This is a genomic window from Pedobacter sp. AW31-3R (assembly GCF_052180285.1).
Taxonomy (GTDB): domain Bacteria; phylum Bacteroidota; class Bacteroidia; order Sphingobacteriales; family Sphingobacteriaceae; genus Pedobacter.
In genome coordinates, this window is record NZ_CP197475.1 from 5,721,906 (window position 1) to 5,737,988 (window position 16,083).

At 43.2% G+C, this 16,083-nt stretch carries 13 protein-coding genes; 6 read left to right on the forward strand and 7 right to left on the reverse strand.

The window, feature by feature from the left end:
* Position 1 precedes the first annotated feature (1 nt).
* Together ACSBL2_RS23385 and ACSBL2_RS23390 are read left to right on the forward strand one after the other, a co-directional pair.
* Positions 2-1,531: a GH3 auxin-responsive promoter family protein gene (locus ACSBL2_RS23385; RefSeq protein WP_442588970.1), complete on the forward strand. Its 1,530-nt coding sequence runs from the start codon at positions 2-4 to the stop codon at positions 1,529-1,531.
* Positions 1,532-1,542: 11 nt separating this feature from the next.
* Positions 1,543-2,259, forward strand: a complete 717-nt coding sequence (locus ACSBL2_RS23390; RefSeq protein WP_442588971.1) for a GAF domain-containing protein — start codon at positions 1,543-1,545, stop codon at positions 2,257-2,259.
* 16 nt (positions 2,260-2,275) lie between these two features.
* Here ACSBL2_RS23390 and ACSBL2_RS23395 read toward each other — a convergent pair whose 3' ends face one another.
* From ACSBL2_RS23395 to ACSBL2_RS23415, 5 genes are all read right to left on the reverse strand, one after another.
* Positions 2,276-3,937, reverse strand: a complete 1,662-nt coding sequence (locus ACSBL2_RS23395; RefSeq protein WP_442588972.1) for an FAD-dependent oxidoreductase — start codon at positions 3,935-3,937, stop codon at positions 2,276-2,278.
* Between the two features lie 48 nt (positions 3,938-3,985).
* Positions 3,986-5,386, reverse strand: coding sequence for an ATP-binding protein (locus ACSBL2_RS23400; RefSeq protein ID WP_442588973.1), 1,401 nt, complete (start codon positions 5,384-5,386; stop codon positions 3,986-3,988).
* Positions 5,387-5,595: 209 nt separating this feature from the next.
* Positions 5,596-6,090: a hypothetical protein gene (locus tag ACSBL2_RS23405; RefSeq protein ID WP_442588974.1), complete on the reverse strand. Its 495-nt coding sequence runs from the start codon at positions 6,088-6,090 to the stop codon at positions 5,596-5,598.
* Between the two features lie 126 nt (positions 6,091-6,216).
* Complete coding sequence (locus ACSBL2_RS23410; protein WP_442588975.1) at positions 6,217-6,618, reverse strand: Dabb family protein; 402 nt, start codon at positions 6,616-6,618, stop codon at positions 6,217-6,219.
* Positions 6,619-6,682: 64 nt separating this feature from the next.
* Positions 6,683-8,005, reverse strand: coding sequence for a hypothetical protein (locus ACSBL2_RS23415; protein WP_442588976.1), 1,323 nt, complete (start codon positions 8,003-8,005; stop codon positions 6,683-6,685).
* A 151-nt stretch (positions 8,006-8,156) separates the two neighbouring features.
* Here ACSBL2_RS23415 and ACSBL2_RS23420 point away from each other — a divergent pair, with 151 nt between their 5' ends.
* Genes ACSBL2_RS23420 through ACSBL2_RS23430 form a run of 3 tightly spaced genes read left to right on the forward strand, consistent with a single transcriptional unit; the run spans position 8,157 to position 12,854 of the window.
* On the forward strand, positions 8,157-8,828 hold the full coding sequence (locus tag ACSBL2_RS23420) for an RNA polymerase sigma factor (RefSeq protein ID WP_442588977.1): 672 nt from the start codon (positions 8,157-8,159) through the stop codon (positions 8,826-8,828).
* A 7-nt stretch (positions 8,829-8,835) separates the two neighbouring features.
* Positions 8,836-9,846: a FecR family protein gene (locus ACSBL2_RS23425; protein ID WP_442588978.1), complete on the forward strand. Its 1,011-nt coding sequence runs from the start codon at positions 8,836-8,838 to the stop codon at positions 9,844-9,846.
* A gap of 5 nt (positions 9,847-9,851) precedes the next feature.
* Positions 9,852-12,854, forward strand: a complete 3,003-nt coding sequence (locus ACSBL2_RS23430) for a TonB-dependent receptor domain-containing protein (RefSeq protein ID WP_442588979.1) — start codon at positions 9,852-9,854, stop codon at positions 12,852-12,854.
* Between the two features lie 22 nt (positions 12,855-12,876).
* Here ACSBL2_RS23430 and ACSBL2_RS23435 read toward each other — a convergent pair whose 3' ends face one another.
* Entirely contained in the window at positions 12,877-13,737 is an 861-nt protein-coding gene (locus ACSBL2_RS23435; RefSeq protein ID WP_442588980.1) for an AraC family transcriptional regulator, read from the reverse strand.
* An 84-nt stretch (positions 13,738-13,821) separates the two neighbouring features.
* Between ACSBL2_RS23435 and ACSBL2_RS23440 the strand changes: the two genes are divergently transcribed.
* Positions 13,822-14,541, forward strand: coding sequence for a siderophore-interacting protein (locus tag ACSBL2_RS23440; RefSeq protein ID WP_442588981.1), 720 nt, complete (start codon positions 13,822-13,824; stop codon positions 14,539-14,541).
* A gap of 95 nt (positions 14,542-14,636) precedes the next feature.
* On the opposite strand, the gene ACSBL2_RS23445 is transcribed toward ACSBL2_RS23440, so the two are convergent.
* The gene (locus ACSBL2_RS23445; RefSeq protein WP_442588982.1) at positions 14,637-15,872 is read right to left on the reverse strand and encodes a helix-turn-helix domain-containing protein; all 1,236 of its coding nucleotides are present in this window, start codon (positions 15,870-15,872) and stop codon (positions 14,637-14,639) included.
* Positions 15,873-16,083 lie beyond the last annotated feature (211 nt).

The window sequence follows — 16,083 nt, forward strand, 5'->3', positions numbered from 1 at the left end:
TATGGCAATTGTAAATTCAATTTTCACCTGGTACATGAAGAAGCGCGTCCACCAGATAGAGCTTTTCATGAAATATCCATTGGATGTACAGGACGAATGGTTTCATACATTAATCTCTTCAGCTGAAAATACTGAATGGGGGAAAAAATATGACTACAAATCAATTGAGAATTGCGAACAGTTCAAAAAACGCGTACCCCTTCAGAATTATGATACGCTGAAACCTTATATAGAGCGGATGCTCCAGGGCGAGCAAAATGTATTGTGGCCGTCCGATATCAAATGGTTTGCTAAATCATCGGGAACCACCAGTGACCGGAGTAAATTTATTCCTGTTTCGCAGGAAGCCCTGGAAGAATGTCATTTCAAAGGAGGTAAAGACCTTATCTCTATCTTCTGCAAGAATAAACCGAGTAACCAGATTTTAACAGGTAAAGCCCTGGTTTTAGGGGGCAGTCACCAGATTAACCAGCTCAATGATGATTCTTTCTATGGCGACCTTTCTGCAGTACTCATAAAAAATCTTCCCATGTGGGCGGAATACTACCGTACGCCAAATATCTCGATTGCCCTGATGGACAATTATGAGCAGAAAATAGATCGTATGGCCGAAGCCACCATTAAAGAGAACGTCACCAATATTTCCGGAGTACCGACATGGACCATCGTCCTTGCCAAAAAGGTATTGGAAATGACCGGCAAAAAAAACCTGCTGGAAGTATGGCCAAATCTGGAACTGTATGTTCATGGAGCAGTCAACTTCAACCCTTATAAGGATCAATTCAGCGAACTGATTCCGAGCGAGGAAATGTACTACCTGGAAACCTATAATGCTTCGGAAGGATTTTTCGGCATTCAGGATCAGCTGAAGTCACAGGAAATGCTCCTTATGCTCGACTATGGTATTTATTATGAATTCCTTCCCCTTGACCAGCTGAACGAAGAAAATCCACAGACCCTTTGCCTCGGTGAAGTGGAGCTCTTTAAGAACTATGCCATTGTAATTTCAACCAATGCAGGACTTTGGCGGTATTTAATTGGTGATACGGTACAGTTTACTTCGCTGTCCCCTTACCGCATAAAAATCACTGGACGTACCAAACATTTCATTAATGCATTTGGGGAAGAAGTAATTATTGACAATGCAGAACAGGCCATTAGTAAGGCCTGTAAAGAAACCGGTGCTGCTTTCAGGGATTATACTGCTTGTCCGATATATTTCAAGGGAGCAGACGTTGGCGGACATGAATGGATTATCGAATTTGAGCAGCAGCCAGATAATTTTGAGAAATTCATCGACGTGCTCGACCAGACTTTACGGGAAGTGAATTCCGATTATGATGCCAAACGATTCAAGGATATGGCCTTGCGAAGACCTAAAGTACACAATGCACCCTGTGACACTTTTTACAACTGGCTGAAATCCAAAGGAAAACTGGGAGGACAGCACAAGGTACCAAGATTGGCAAATGAGCGAAAATATGTAGAAGAAATCTTACCCCTGCTCAAGCCAAAACCCCTCTCGATTTAATCCGCTGTAGCATGACAAACTATAAAATGCCGGAAAGCCTTATTCCAGAAAATGAGGAAGAAAGAATACAGGAACTGCATCGTTATGAAATTACGGAGACACCAGCAGAGGCTGATTTTGAGACCATTGCTCTACTGGCCTCAGAAACATTTGAGACTGAAGGTGCTTTTATAAATTTTGTCGACAAAGCGCATGTTTTTTCCAAAGCCAACACCAGCAGTCTCCTGCCCAAACATTCCGACAGGGCACACAGCTTATGCGCACTGACAATTCTGGGCGATGGTGTCACTGTCTTTCATGATACCCATGAGATTCAGGAATTTGCGGCTACTCCGTTTATATCTGTAGATGGCATACGGTTTTATGCGGCTGTACCCCTCAAAACAGCTGCTGGTTATGTGATAGGCACGCTAGGGGTAACCGATAATGTTCCCCATTTATCCATTTCGGAGCGACAGGTAAACGTATTGAGACATTTATCGGACTTAGTGATGGAAAAACTGGAGGTCCGGTTGAACCACACCACGATATTGCGCAATGATGAAGACACACTGCACCGCCTGGTACATGATATGCGGAGTCCCATTACCTCCATCACTTTATACGCACAACTGCTGGGCGCAAAAGAGATGAATGCGGAAAAGGTAATGACCATGGCCGGCAGAATAGAGAAATCAGCAAAAGATATAGAGGGAAAACTTCTCCAACTATTTAAGAAGGATAGCTGAGGGATCAACAAAGAACCTAGCCCTCAGCAAGGTACTTGTGGACAAAACTTATGGCCATAGAACCTTCCCCAACCGCAGAAGCCACCCTGTTCATCGCACCAGACCTCACATCTCCCGCAGCAAAAACCCCGGCACAGCTGGTTTCCAATAAAAAGGGATCACGCTTCAGCTTCCATGTCTTTGCGAAACCTTCATAATTCCGGAGTCCCCTTCCTGTTTCAATAAAATCCTTATTGTCTTTAATGATATCCAGCTTGATCCAATCGGTATAGGGCCTTGCGCCAATAAAAATATACAGGGCAACAGCTTCCCGTTCCTCCGTCTCTTTGGTTTTCACATTGATCAGGGTCAGCTTTTCCAGGCAATTCTGACCAATGGCTTCGATCACTTCTGTATTCGGTAAAACATGAATGTTGGGCGTATGGCTGATCTGATCAATCAGGTAGGCCGACATGGTTTCTGTCAGGCTATCCTTACGAATAATGATATAAATCTCCTTCGCGAATTTAGACAGATACATTGCCGCCTGTCCCGCAGAGTTTCCTCCCCCAATAATGTACACCTCTTTATCCTTACATGCGGAAGCCTCTGTAATTGCCGCACCATAGTAAATCCCGGCGCCGGTGAAACTATCCACACCTTTAACATCGAGCTTACGGTAATCCACTCCGGTAGTAATGACCACCGTCCGGCTGATGATTTCTGGCCCATCTTCCAGGATAATTGTTTTATAGCCATCCTTCTGTACAATATCTTTTACAGATTGCGGGGAAAGCAAACCTGCCCCCAGACGTGTAGCCTGGCTCATGGCCCTTCTGGTCAGGTCGGCACCACTCAGGCCAGCCGGGAAGCCAAGGTAGTTCTCAATCCTTGAACTTGTTCCAGCCTGTCCACCGGGAGCTTTACGCTCAATCATGAGTGTCTTCAATCCTTCCGACGCGCCGTAAACTGCTGCTGCAAGTCCTGCCGGGCCGGCACCAATAATAACGACATCATAGATATCATGTACAATTTGCGGGTTCCTGCCAATCTTGTCGGCAATATGTTTAATGGATGGTTTAGCCAAAAAAGATCCGTCTTCAAAAAACACCACCGGAAGATCAGTATGGTGGAGTTGATTCAACTCCAGTAATCCCGGAGCATCAGGATTTTTTTCGATATCCATCCAGCGGTAAGGAATGAGGTTGCTTGCCAGAAAATCCTTCACCACATGTGATTGCGGGGAAAACTGGAAGCCGACCAGCTTCATCCCTTTAAATTCCGGGATATAATCATTCTGCCAATCATCCAGCAGATCATTGATCACCGGATACAATTTTTCTTCCGGTGGATCCCATGGTTTAATCAGGTAATAATCGAGTCGCACATCATTTATCGCTTTGATCGCTGCAGCTGTATCTGAATAGGCAGTAAGGAGTACGCGTTTGGCCTCCGGAAAGATCTTCATTGCCTTTTCAAGAAATGCTACGCCTTCCATTTCAGGCATCCGCTGGTCGCACAAAAACAGGGCAACCACATCATCGCTATTCTTTAAATCGGTCAGGCTCTCCATGGCTTCCTGCGCAGAGGTTGTACTCAGGATTTTATATTCCTTACCGTATTGTGTTTTCAGGTCCCGGCTAATCGCACGTAACACCTGCGGATCGTCATCTATTGTAAATATTACTGGGCGGTTCATTCTTTTCTGGCTTTTAATAATTAAATGATAAGCATACGTATCAGCTGCTTATCCGTCAATGGGAAAACAGACTACAAATGCTGTATGTCCGTCTTTTGATTTCACTTTTACAGATCCGTTATGCTGATTGACAATACGCTGGACCACTTCAAGTCCCATACCTGTTCCCTTTCCCATAGTTTTCGTGGTAAAGAAAGGATCAAATATTTTCGGCAGGTTCTCCTCCTCAATATCCGGTCCGTCATTGATGATCGACACCTGGACAAACTCCCGGTCCCGCTCCGTTTTCAGCACAAGTATGCCCTGCCCATTTGCTTCCATGGCATCAATGGCATTGTCAATCAAGTTTGTCCATACCTGGTTCAGTTCTCCAATCAGAGCTTTTACTTCAGGCAGGGAATGATCGTACTCTTCCATGAGCGTAATATTTCCCTTTTTTAATTTATAACCGAGCATCGTCAGCGTATTGCGGATTCCATTGTGGATATCTGCATACTGTTTGTCCTGTGCGCGGTCCATATGGGTAAAATTTTTAACCGAGTTCACCAGGGTAGCGATCCTGTCTGAAGATTCCTGGATATCATCAACCATCCTTTCAGTAATCAGCAGGCTGCTGATCCTGTTGAACAGGGTAGACAGGTGATGTGGAGGAATATGTACGGCACAGGCCTTCAAATTTTCAACGGTAAAGTTAAAGTCCACATAGCTTTCTGCGATGGCATAGGCATTTTCCACTTCAATTTCATCAAACCAGTCGGCGATCTCATCTTCCCTTTGCGTACGTTGTTTCAGGGTAAGATATGGCCGGTGCTCTGCTGAAATCACTTTAAACAGTTCCTCATTGAACAAATCAGCCGCTGCTTCCTCTATTTTTATCGTCAGCATATTTTTAAGCACGCGCGGATCCAGCTTTAAATGTTCCTTTAAGGAGATCGAGTCGCGTACAATGGCCGATGCAGGATTATTCAGTTCATGTGCCAGTCCGGCCGATAACTTACCCAATGCCATCATTTTTTCATTTTGCTGGCGCATTTCGGTAAAATTCCGCACACGGTTACTCATGACATGGACAAAGGCCTGGGTAAGTTCAAAGTGTAGTTTGATCATATCCATTACCCGCTCTGTTGGGAAGCTCAGCAGTAGTGTATCTTCTTTTGCCTGTGCATATCCGATCCCGATTTTCCCTCTGGAATAAGGAAGGTATCCAATGATATCACCCTTCACAAAATCAGTATATTCACGCCTTCCGCCATTCTGAAGGATAAACATCTGAACCTTACCGGAAAATATCAGGTGGGGTCCCGTAATAGCCTGCCCAGGTTCAATGAGAAAATCGCCATTCTGGATTGCATTTTCATTGCTATTATCCAAAAACCATTGCAGTTGTCCGTCAGGAACGTTATGAAAAACCTCGAGTGATTGTAACCAGGGGAGTGTAACACTTTGCATGCTTAAATTTAAGTGTTATTATTCATATAAAGTTTGAAATATTTTGGTTTAGTGGACCATTGTATAAGTTTAGTAGATCATTGTATAAACAGTGCTGCTGATCTGGTCATTAAACTATTTAAAAACACCTCTCCTCTGAAAAAAAACCACAAAAAAAGGCCGATCATTTAAGATACGGCCTCCCTTGCATACACGGATTTTGACGAAACTTAATCCTTATCTTTAATAAAGTGGTCATCACCACCGGTAGGGATTGCAATATAGATACGGTCCCATTTGTCCCCATCCACTAAATCCCAGGTATGTCCTTTACCCTTACAATCTTCTGCAACAAGCACCACTCCAGGTTCAATCGTGAAGGTATCCCCATTGCTGACTTTAAACTTCAGCTTACCTCTTAGGGTAACTACGTATTGCATCCGCGGCGCAGGGTGAGCAACCTTTTCATAGGCATCTACTTTCGTCTGTGCGAAGAAATAACTAGCATCCATATGCACTTTAGTCTGTAGTTTACCGTACTCAAAGGAACAGTCACCATTGGGAAGGTTGATTAACCTTACTGCTTTTACATAAGTAGGTTCTTCATCTTCTTCTTTCATTTTCTGGTGACTTTTCTTTTTGACGTCTTTACCATGATCTTTTGCCGATACTGTTCCCAAACTTGCCAATGCGATTAAGGCCAGGGCTACTATTTTTGTTTTCATTGTATATAATTGATTTAATTGTTTCATTTAAGATGACCATCACGGGCATTGATATTTTCATACAGCACGCGATAGTCCCTTTCATCTGTTTGGTGTGTTATTTATAATTTTATAGTTGCTAGGTGGTTAGCTCAGAATCGAATCATGCACAATCATCCTGTCCCAGTAAACGCTATACTTCTTAATCGCAGCCAGATGTACCGGCAGTTTACCATAAGCTTCAAGGTCTTCCAGACTTCCAAACTGTATCACCAGATTATAGGTGAAAGAATTATCCACGACCTTGCGGGGACTTGAATTTGCAGGTTTCCCGTACTGAATAGATTTGACATAAGGCAGTGTACTCAGGATTTTAAAAAAACCTGTGAAATCTTCCACCTCTTTTTCTGACAAGTCTTTTTTAAGCCAGAAAAGCAGGTAATGGTTGTAAACCGGTCCTTTTTTTTCTGTTGTAGCTGCGAGGACTGTACTTATGCTACCTGCTGTAACGGCGACAGCGGTGGCCGTAATGAATTTTCTTCTTTCCATAATGAATATAATTTATTTTGAATTGATAGTAATGATTAGACATCTACTGTATTGGTACATTGCCTTAGTTGATATCTACCCTGTATTTCAACAGGTAGGTCAACTTTCTTTCTGAGTATTCAGCGGCATGATAAACATCTGCCGGTTTATCGAAAATCGGGCGGCTCTGCACATCGAAGGTAAACTTCGAAGCATGGCCATGCAGCAATAGGGTAACCCCGGCATCATAGGTAACCATAGGGTCGGCCAGCGCTTCAAACCTGGAATACTGCACAGAGACGGCAGGCATTAACTGGGCACCTGGTTTTTTCTGGTTAAAGTAAGGAAGAGTCCCTCCGATCTGCAGGTAATAGGTATTTCCTGTTCCCATCACCGGATAAGCATTACCCGCACCATTGTAACTTGAACCGGATGTTGCGACACCTGTTCCGGGGTTATTGGTTCCGATCATTCTGATATAATTTTTACCATAATCCGTTCTCAATGCAGCACCATAAATACTTAAAGAAGTACCTTTCTTTTTGTTCAGTGGGGCATCATAGAAAATATCGGCAGCAAAATTCCTCATGTTGCTCTGTACCGTGTCTTTTGTTGCTGTAGTATGCCACAAGGCATTTTTTTGAAATTCGGCTCCAATACCGATATTGAATACTTTTTTCTTTCCCAGGTATGTTCCTGCTGCAAAAGGAGTAGCATTACTTTCCTTATCGAAAAACTGCCATTTAAAGTATCCTGAAAACAGCTTCGCCGGAGCTCCGGTATTAAAAACTGACTGGTTTAGTTTCGGTGCAGCCTCCGCATCGGTATAGGGATCTGCTACAGCTACACGGTAATCGAACTTACCCAATTGCCCTTTCGCATACAGGCTAAGCATACGGACAGTTACATCAGTAATCCCGGCATTTGAAGTTGCGAAAGCGGGCATATCATACAACAGGGTTTGCAGAGGGCCAGTGGAAAAGCGGGAAAGTCCTCTCCAGGTAGAACGTCCACCACCTACGGCCAGGTAATCTCCAAACTTATACTCACCATAGGCATCAAGCAAATCCATATAGGTATTGGATTTAGCATTTGCATTTACATTGGATGGACCCATTTGTAAAACGACAAGAAAATTATCTGTAGGCTGGATGGTCGCCTTTACCCTGATCCTTCTGATGGACACATCAGAAAAATGATCCACCTGTGTATTGTTGATGATCGTTCCCGGATTCATATTGGTATAGCGTGCCCACAATTCCATGTAACCGCTGAACTTAATAAAGCGGCTGTGGTCTTTACTCAGGTAATAATTCAGCCGGCTGTCCTCAGGTTTATCCTGGGCCGACAATTCCAATGATCCGAAAAAGCAGAACAGGGAAGAAAGTAATAGTAATCTGTATTTCATTTTGTGTGTATTTTGATTCAATTGTAAGTAAGAGGGGGAGCTCCAGGAAATTACCCCATGGGAATTAAAAAAAATTTTTACGTAGTTTTGCAGGGTATTCAGACACTGGGGCATTATTGCGGGAAAGTGGTTCAGGAATATTTGATAATGCATGGAGAAGCTAATCACGGGTAGTATACCCGATTTTACTGACAAGGAAGACGCGGCACTTGTCGATCTGATCAACAGCGGAAACAGGGGGGCATTTAATGAACTATACCGGAGGCATGTGAAAATGTTAACGCATTATGGCTTTGGATTCACTAAAGATCTACAGGTGATTGAAGACTGTCTGCACGATCTTTTTTTATGGATATGGACAAAAAAAGGCACCTTGCTCATTCAGCATTCCATTAAAAGTTACCTCTTCAAATCATTGCGGACTTCGATAGTTCACCGTCTGGAGAAAGACCACCGTGTAGATCTCATGGCAGAAGATGAAGGAGAACTGGATCGCTTGTCTGATCTTGCATTTTCAGTAGAGCTGGCAAGTTTTTCGAAAGAAGAAGAAGCAATCAAACAGGACAAATTCAACCAGTTATTTAAAGACCTGACTTCCCGGCAAAAGGAGCTGATCTATTTGCGTTATAAGGAAGAAATGTCTTTTGAAGATATGGCACAGCACTTTAATATCAGTTTAAAGGGTTGTTATAAATTAATGGCTCGTGCGATATCCTCGTTAAGAGAAGCTGCAAAAGGCAAAAAGACAAGCTTTATACTGTTTCTTTTGACCCAACGTTTAAAAACAAATCCGGATGAAGTGATCACACTAAAAATCAATTAACAGAAAGATGGAAAAGGAAAAAGACTATCGGCAATTTGATTTAGAGGACTTCGTTACGGACGATCAGTTCATTGACTGGGCACAGGGGCGGAGGCCGGAAAAAAATGAATTCTGGGAGGAATACCTGCAGGCAAATCCTGCTCAACAGCAAAATATCACCCAGGCCAAAGCAATCGTTGCTGGTTTTAAATTTGAGGAGCCCTTAATTGAGGATGATTTCTTCGCGCGTTTAAACGGGCGGATCAACCAGTCTATCATTGCGGAAGAAACACTCCCGCAGCTCCCCGTAAAAGATAAAAACTACCGCCTGTTATACAGGGCCATTGCGGGCATAGCGGCTGCGGTACTCCTCATACTGGCATTTGTTTTTTATCCAAGGAATATTGTCATAGAAAACGGTTATGCAGGCATAAAGACAGTGATCCTGCCAGACAGTTCAGTAGTCATCCTGAACGCCAATTCCTCCTTAAGCTATCCTGAAAAATGGGACAAGCAAAACAGGGAGGTTCAACTTCAGGGCGAGGGATTTTTCAGCATCAGGCACCTTACCAGCAATAGCCATGTGGTTCCTTTCAGGGTTCATGCAGGAGAGCTCAACCTACATGTACTGGGAACCAGTTTCAATGTAAATAACCGGACGGCACAGGTGGAGGTAATTTTAAAAACAGGCAGACTGAAAGTGATACACGGTGACCAGGAAGTTTTTATGAAACCCGCTGATGGATTAACCTATAATCAGGAAAAAGGAACCCTCACCTTAAAAAAGGTTAAAGATTGTGATTATACCGATTGGACAAGATTGGAATACATCTTCAATGACCTTTCCATAGAGAAAGTGGCGCAGAAACTGGAGTATTTTTATGGTATAAAAATCAATTTTGAAGATGATACTTTCAAGAATGAAAAGTTAAGCGGCAGGCTGGGACTTTCCAGTCTTGGTGAAACCATAGAGACCCTGGAATTATTGCTGCACAAGAATATTGAGGTGAAGGATAAGCAGGTCACTATTTCCCGTTAGTCTGGATGAGGGACTTCCTGATTTCCAATAAGAACAACTCTTACTGCAGCATTTTATTGTTGCTTTGCCTGAATCATTTGTTATCGGTTGCACCAGTAATTGCACAACCGAAAAGGCCGGTACGCGAAGAAAAAATCACACTGCAGGCTGCATTAAACCGGCTGGAGAATCATTATGCGGCCAGACTGGTTTATATCGAGAAAGATATTCCGGATATGCATGTCCCTGCCATCAAGTGGAGCGGCGATTTTGGGACCGACCTGCAGCAACAGTTATTGAATTCGGGTCTGAAGGCGACCAAAATATCTGATAAGCAATATGTACTGAATAAAATAACCAGCAGTGACCATACCGTACTCACGAGCATCAAATGGACACAGGGAATTGTCCGCAGCCTGAATAAAAACCTGCCGCTTGAAGGAGCAACTGTCAGGGCAGAAAATTCCGGGATTATCGTACATACTGATAAAAATGGCGCCTTTAAAATTCCTACCGGGGATCACGAGACGGTGAAAATTGCGTATATCGGATTAAAACAACAGGTCTTGCTTCCAGAAGCCGGTATGCTGCTGAATGTTTTCCTGGCTCCGGAACAGGTACACCTCAATACGGTGGAGATCTTCTCCAACACTGACTTTATGGATTACATGAAGAAACCGGACCTGAGCCATGACCTTCAGCGGGTACAGCTCAATGAAACGGGCAGGTCCAGTCTTCCCCAATCATTGAATTTCAGCTATTCCAACATCAATGTTGGCCATTATGCCATTGATAATGTAGCATCATACCTGGATCCGATAAGGCTTAATGGGCAGGATGCAGATTATATTGTGGTGCTGATCGAAGGCAAAAAAAGGCACTTATTCTCCGGACTGAATTTAAATTATACCACTGGAATGGGGTTCTCCGGTGTTGACCTGGAGACAATCCCCCAGAACTTCATTCAAAAGATTGAAGTTCATCCCGCACAGCAAAGTATTATCTTTGGTTCAGAAAGTGTCGGCGGTGCAATAAATTTCAAATTTGATACTTTATTCAGGGGATTCAATTTCAGACAGCAGAGTGGGGTAACTACACGGGGAGATGGCCTGACCAATGTCAGCAGCCTTCGGTATGCAACAGGGCTACCCTGGTCGGACAAGGCTTTCCTTGATTTGTCTTTCACCTATAAAAACCAGCAAAGCACCAACCGTTCCAATGCTTACGGCGGACTGGTTTACCGGTCAGCGTCAGATACCAGCAGCCTGAATAAGCTGATCTTCAGCAATGCCGGCGAGAAGATCTCAGAAAACAAACGCCTGGATGATTCTCTGGTCAGTGCCAGACAGTTCAATAGAAATGTGGCCCGATACGGGGATGGAAAAAGTAACAACTTGTCGCTCTGGTTCCATACCAGCAATCCGATTGGTAAAACATGGAAGCTATATAGTTTCGGCGGTATTTCCTCACGTAATATCCGTACATATGGCTTTTACAGATTTCCGAATGATGCCAAAAGCTCCACTCCAATTTATCCTGACGGTTATCTTCCTGAAGACCCTGCTTCATTAAAAGATGCGGCTATCACTGCAGGTCTATCGAAAAATACTGGAGGGTACGCTATCGATGTCAGTACCACCTATGGCCGCAACGCTTTCAGTACCTCAACGGAGAATACCGTAAACCCTTCAATGGGCCTATCCTCCCCCACCAGCTTCTACCTTGGAAAAACAACATACAGCCAATTGGTCAACGATATCACGGTGAATAAAACTTATCGCTGGAGGGAACAGGTTCACCTGAGTACCCTTCATTTGGGGGGACAATTGATCAATAGCAGGTATCAGATTGAAGCGGGTGATGAAAGCTCCTACCTGGATGCCAATGCAGCGGGGACACCTGTTGAAGAACTCAAACTCAGCGGAACAAACGGCCACCTGGGCTTCTCTCCTTCCAATGCAGTCGACCAGCGGCGGAACCAGGCCGCACTTTTTGGCCAGGCCACCTTTTCCTTAAATAAATATACAGAAGCAGGAATGGGTTTGAGGTATGAAAATTCAACGCTTTTTGCCGCACAAACGGCATTATCATTTGACATTAAACGGGTTCTTGGACCATATGTTATTCTTCATGCCACCTATAATCAATCTTCGAAAATTCCGGGATTACAGCAGCTGTACTTCAGTCAGACCCAATACCAGTTCTTCCCCCGTGATGGAATTTCAGATGTATACAAGATCATGCAGGTCAGTTCACTCTCCCCATTGGCAGCTGACCTGGGAATACCGGCACTCCAGCCAGAGCGGGCCAGAGAATTCCATTTTTCAGTGAATTTCAGCAAAGACCGCTTTTCGCTCTATGCCTTGTACAACAGGATTCAGATGAACAACAGGTTAATGGTATCCGGAAGACGTTTGTCTCAGGAAGAAGAACTCCCTTTCCTGCGCGAGAATTATGGGGTCGATGCGATACAGTATTTCAGAAATATCCCTGGCAGTACGACCCATGTGTTACAACTGATTGGTGGATATATACTGCCCTTATCCGGATATTCAGAAAAGTTAGTTTTCCAGGGTGACCTGGCATGGAACAAAACAAGTTTGTATACTGGCCCGGCCACTACAGCTACAGCGGTTGCAGCTGACCGTACGTTTACAGGCATTGTTGAGGATGGACAGCCGAAATTAAAAGCCATAGGAAAAATCAACTACCAGTCTAAAACTATGAGTATCTTCCTCCGCGATACGTATTTCGGTCCTGTATGGTACAGGGACAGCCGTCCGGAATTAGATCAGTATTTCAAAGGTAAGGTCATTACCGATCTTGGTGCCAGCTGGCAAAAAAACAGGTCGTTGTTATTTACCCTTGCCTTTAATAACCTGTTTAATATTTATCCGGATAAAGTAGTTGAAAACAAGGCGCTGAATACAGACCGGACTTTCGGCAACCAGATTGTATACAGCAGGCAAACTTCCCAATTCGGGATCTACGGGACTTACGTGTCACTTTCTATAGATTACAAATGGTAAACTGAGTAAAGTTTATACTTAACTATTGGACAGGTTGTTTACCGGAGCGGTATTTCGCAGGACTGACTCCCCAGTATTTTTTAAAGCTTTTGTTGAAATGGCTCACATCAGTAAATCTGAAATCAGCTGCCAGCTGAGTGACCGACAGTTCACTGCTCAGCAATTTTCTGGCAATAATGGTCTGCCTGCATTTATTGATATAGCCCTGCAGGGTGATTCCGGCATGCTGTTTAAAATACAATCCGATATAATGTACCGACAGGCCGTGTTCTTCGGCCAGATGCGTCGCCGTCAGCATTTCCGGGTTTGAAATATGCCTGTTGATATAAGCAAGAAGGAATTCAACCGACTTCTTTTGTGAAGGTAAGGTATACAGGTTGACCACATTTGAATTGCCGTAAGAAAGGTTACGTTCTATCAGGGATACCAGAGCAATCAGCTGCACATAAATAATAGATTCGTTGCTTAATATTTCCTCCTTAAGCAGGCTGAACAGCTGAAATATTCCTTCAACAATTTCAACATCCCTTTCGGAGAAGGTCACTTTGATATTGAGCGGGGAACGTCCTTTTTTCAATCCCGAAAAATCTCCTTTCCATGCTTTTTGCATGGCCTTTATTCTGGCTTTAGCCTGTTCAGTAAACCGGATGCTGATCAGCACGGAGGAAACATCGATCTCCAGTGAATGCTGATCTGAAGGGCTGATAAAAAACAGGTTTCCCTTGCCGAATGCTGTTGTCTCTCCGTTGATATGGTGCAATCCGGAGCCTGACTTCACAAAAATAAACTCATAAAAATTATGCAGGTGAAGCACCTTATCCACATGCTCCACATGGTGTTCTAAAATCACGATAGATTCAAACTGTTTCTCCTGGTACATCATTAAAATATACCCAAAAATAGTGAAATTATACCGCTTATGACAAACTATGAATTGCAAACTTTGTCACATAATAAATCAAACAAGATGAATGATGCCAATCAGAAACCGGGCATACTGCGCGGTATATTTAAAGTCAAGCGAAAAGTATTTCTTACCCCTCATTATATCCGCGTCATATTGGAAGGCAGCGATCTTCAGTTGTTCTCCCAAGTCACTGTAGGCGTAAATAATAAAGTATTTATTCCGGTAGATGGCGCCGAAAAGGAAACGGTAAGGAGGACATATACCTTGAGGGCACTGGATATGAAAGCCGGGGAAATGACGGTTGACTTTGTTGCCCATGGCGAGGAAGGGCCTGCTTCTGCCTGGGCGATACATGCAAAACCAGGCGATACCATTGAAATTGCCATGAAAGACAAAAGTAATCCCTTGTATCCTGAAGCCGACTGGTACTTGCTGGCAGGTGACCATACCGCATTACCGGTTATCAGTGTTATCCTGGAAACCCTACCTGCAGCAGTTACAGGAATAGCGATTATCCATGTTTCAGGACTGGAAGATATGCTGGAAATTGAGACGAAGTCAAAAGTTCAGATCAAATGGATATTTGATAATCAGCATAAAGATTCCCTATTGGAGGCAGTTGCAAATGTGATTATTCCCAGGGAGGTATCTAAATATGTATTTGCTGCGGCAGAATCAGGTGTGATCAAAAGCATGAGGACTTACTTTACCGAAACAGGAATCACCCGTGAAGAACTTTCTGCCCAGGCTTATTGGAAACTTGGGGTTGCTGAAGATTAAACTTTTATCTTCCGGCACGACATTAACTGTATACATGAAGAGCCTGTTTTTCAAGAAAAATGGGACTCTTCATCCAGTCAGGGGCATCACCTGAATCAATCAGCCATTTCTATATTCTGAGAGAGCATTTTCAAATACGTTGTGGGGGTTTGGCCAACAAACTCTTTAAAATATCTGTTGAAGGATGACTTGGAATTGAATCCGGCATCGTAAGCCAGTGTCAGCATATTTACCTCAATGTCCATTTTCGATAAATACGCCAATCTGTTTTTTATATATTCAATACGGTACTCGTTTACAAAAGTGTAAAAAGGTTTGTGCAAGAAATGGTTCAGTGCTTCACTGATATGGTATTTATTTTGGTTGGTAAGTGCAGATAACTTATCCAAGGTAAGTTCACTATCCTTATAATAACCTTCTGTGGTCATGGCTGTTTCCAGCTTTAATACAATAGTTAACATCTCCTCTGTACCTAATAATTCTTTCCTTTTCTCCGACGATGGGGAAGACTTAAGCGCTATCCCCGTGCTGCCGTCTGCTGAAGAAAAGTCTGTCATTTTCGGCGAAACAGCACCAGTACGGCTTTGATTCAATACATTCCCCTGTTCGGCTTCCGCATAATAAGTATGACCAGCAAGTGCCATATCCGGAGCAATAATTTCCTGCTGCATATGGATAAAGGCGGAATACCTATAAGTGATAATCCTAATACAAATCACAATAAGGATGGTATAAATAATACTCCGTGCTACATAATTATAGCTGAGATGAAAAAAAAGTCCGAATATAAAAAACAGGATGGCAAGGACGCTTAAGAGGATAAATAAACCTGCAGTTTGAATAATTAACTTCTTCTCGTCTGATGTGGTCTGCAAATGTTGCCTGACCTGAACCATGATCAGACCAATAAGCATGAGGTCTAATGGTACCATTGTCCACATGGTAATTGTATTGTACCAATACAAGATATCATGTCCGGCATCAGGGCTGGCGATCAATACACTGGCGACAGAGAAATATCCAATTGCCCCCAGCATAAACGGGATAAAGACATACCATTTAGATGCCGGTATAAAATCAGGACGAATGATTTTAAGGGTATAAAGATAAAGTAAGGGTACGTAGCAAAATCCAATAAAAGTGTTCATCATATTTAACACTTCAACATCTGTAACAAAAGAATATATAAAGAATTTTACGGAAAGGTGGGAGCCTATACAAGCCAAAAGCATCACGAGCAACCCATCAGCTTGGTTACGAACACTGCTGCGCCATAGTAATATGATTGCTGCCACAGCCTGAAATATCCCGATCGCAATGATGTACTTCATCTTTTACCTGTTCTATAGCCAAAACTAGCAAACCAGTGTTACAGTAATGTTAGCTGTTGATGAACAAAAAACTCTCATCTTTTCACGAAACCCCATAACCAACTCACAATCAGCAATTAAAAGTAGCAACAAAATGACTGACACGCCTATTGGTAAGTGTCATTTGAAACGGTCGATCAGGGATTTTACCCACCATACTTTTGTCAAAAAA

Excerpts from the sequence above, each read along its gene's own strand:
- ACSBL2_RS23385 (WP_442588970.1), top strand. The coding sequence starts at position 2 with ATGGCAATTGTAAATTCAATTTTCACCTGGTACATGAAGAAGCGCGTC.
- ACSBL2_RS23390 (WP_442588971.1), top strand. The coding sequence starts at position 1,543 with ATGACAAACTATAAAATGCCGGAAAGCCTTATTCCAGAAAATGAGGAA.
- ACSBL2_RS23395 (WP_442588972.1), bottom strand. The coding sequence starts at position 3,937 with ATGAACCGCCCAGTAATATTTACAATAGATGACGATCCGCAGGTGTTA.
- ACSBL2_RS23400 (WP_442588973.1), bottom strand. The coding sequence starts at position 5,386 with ATGCAAAGTGTTACACTCCCCTGGTTACAATCACTCGAGGTTTTTCAT.
- ACSBL2_RS23405 (WP_442588974.1), bottom strand. The coding sequence starts at position 6,090 with ATGAAAACAAAAATAGTAGCCCTGGCCTTAATCGCATTGGCAAGTTTG.
- ACSBL2_RS23410 (WP_442588975.1), bottom strand. The coding sequence starts at position 6,618 with ATGGAAAGAAGAAAATTCATTACGGCCACCGCTGTCGCCGTTACAGCA.
- ACSBL2_RS23415 (WP_442588976.1), bottom strand. The coding sequence starts at position 8,005 with ATGAAATACAGATTACTATTACTTTCTTCCCTGTTCTGCTTTTTCGGA.
- ACSBL2_RS23420 (WP_442588977.1), top strand. The coding sequence starts at position 8,157 with ATGGAGAAGCTAATCACGGGTAGTATACCCGATTTTACTGACAAGGAA.
- ACSBL2_RS23425 (WP_442588978.1), top strand. The coding sequence starts at position 8,836 with ATGGAAAAGGAAAAAGACTATCGGCAATTTGATTTAGAGGACTTCGTT.
- ACSBL2_RS23430 (WP_442588979.1), top strand. The coding sequence starts at position 9,852 with ATGAGGGACTTCCTGATTTCCAATAAGAACAACTCTTACTGCAGCATT.
- ACSBL2_RS23435 (WP_442588980.1), bottom strand. The coding sequence starts at position 13,737 with ATGATGTACCAGGAGAAACAGTTTGAATCTATCGTGATTTTAGAACAC.
- ACSBL2_RS23440 (WP_442588981.1), top strand. The coding sequence starts at position 13,822 with ATGAATGATGCCAATCAGAAACCGGGCATACTGCGCGGTATATTTAAA.
- ACSBL2_RS23445 (WP_442588982.1), bottom strand. The coding sequence starts at position 15,872 with ATGAAGTACATCATTGCGATCGGGATATTTCAGGCTGTGGCAGCAATC.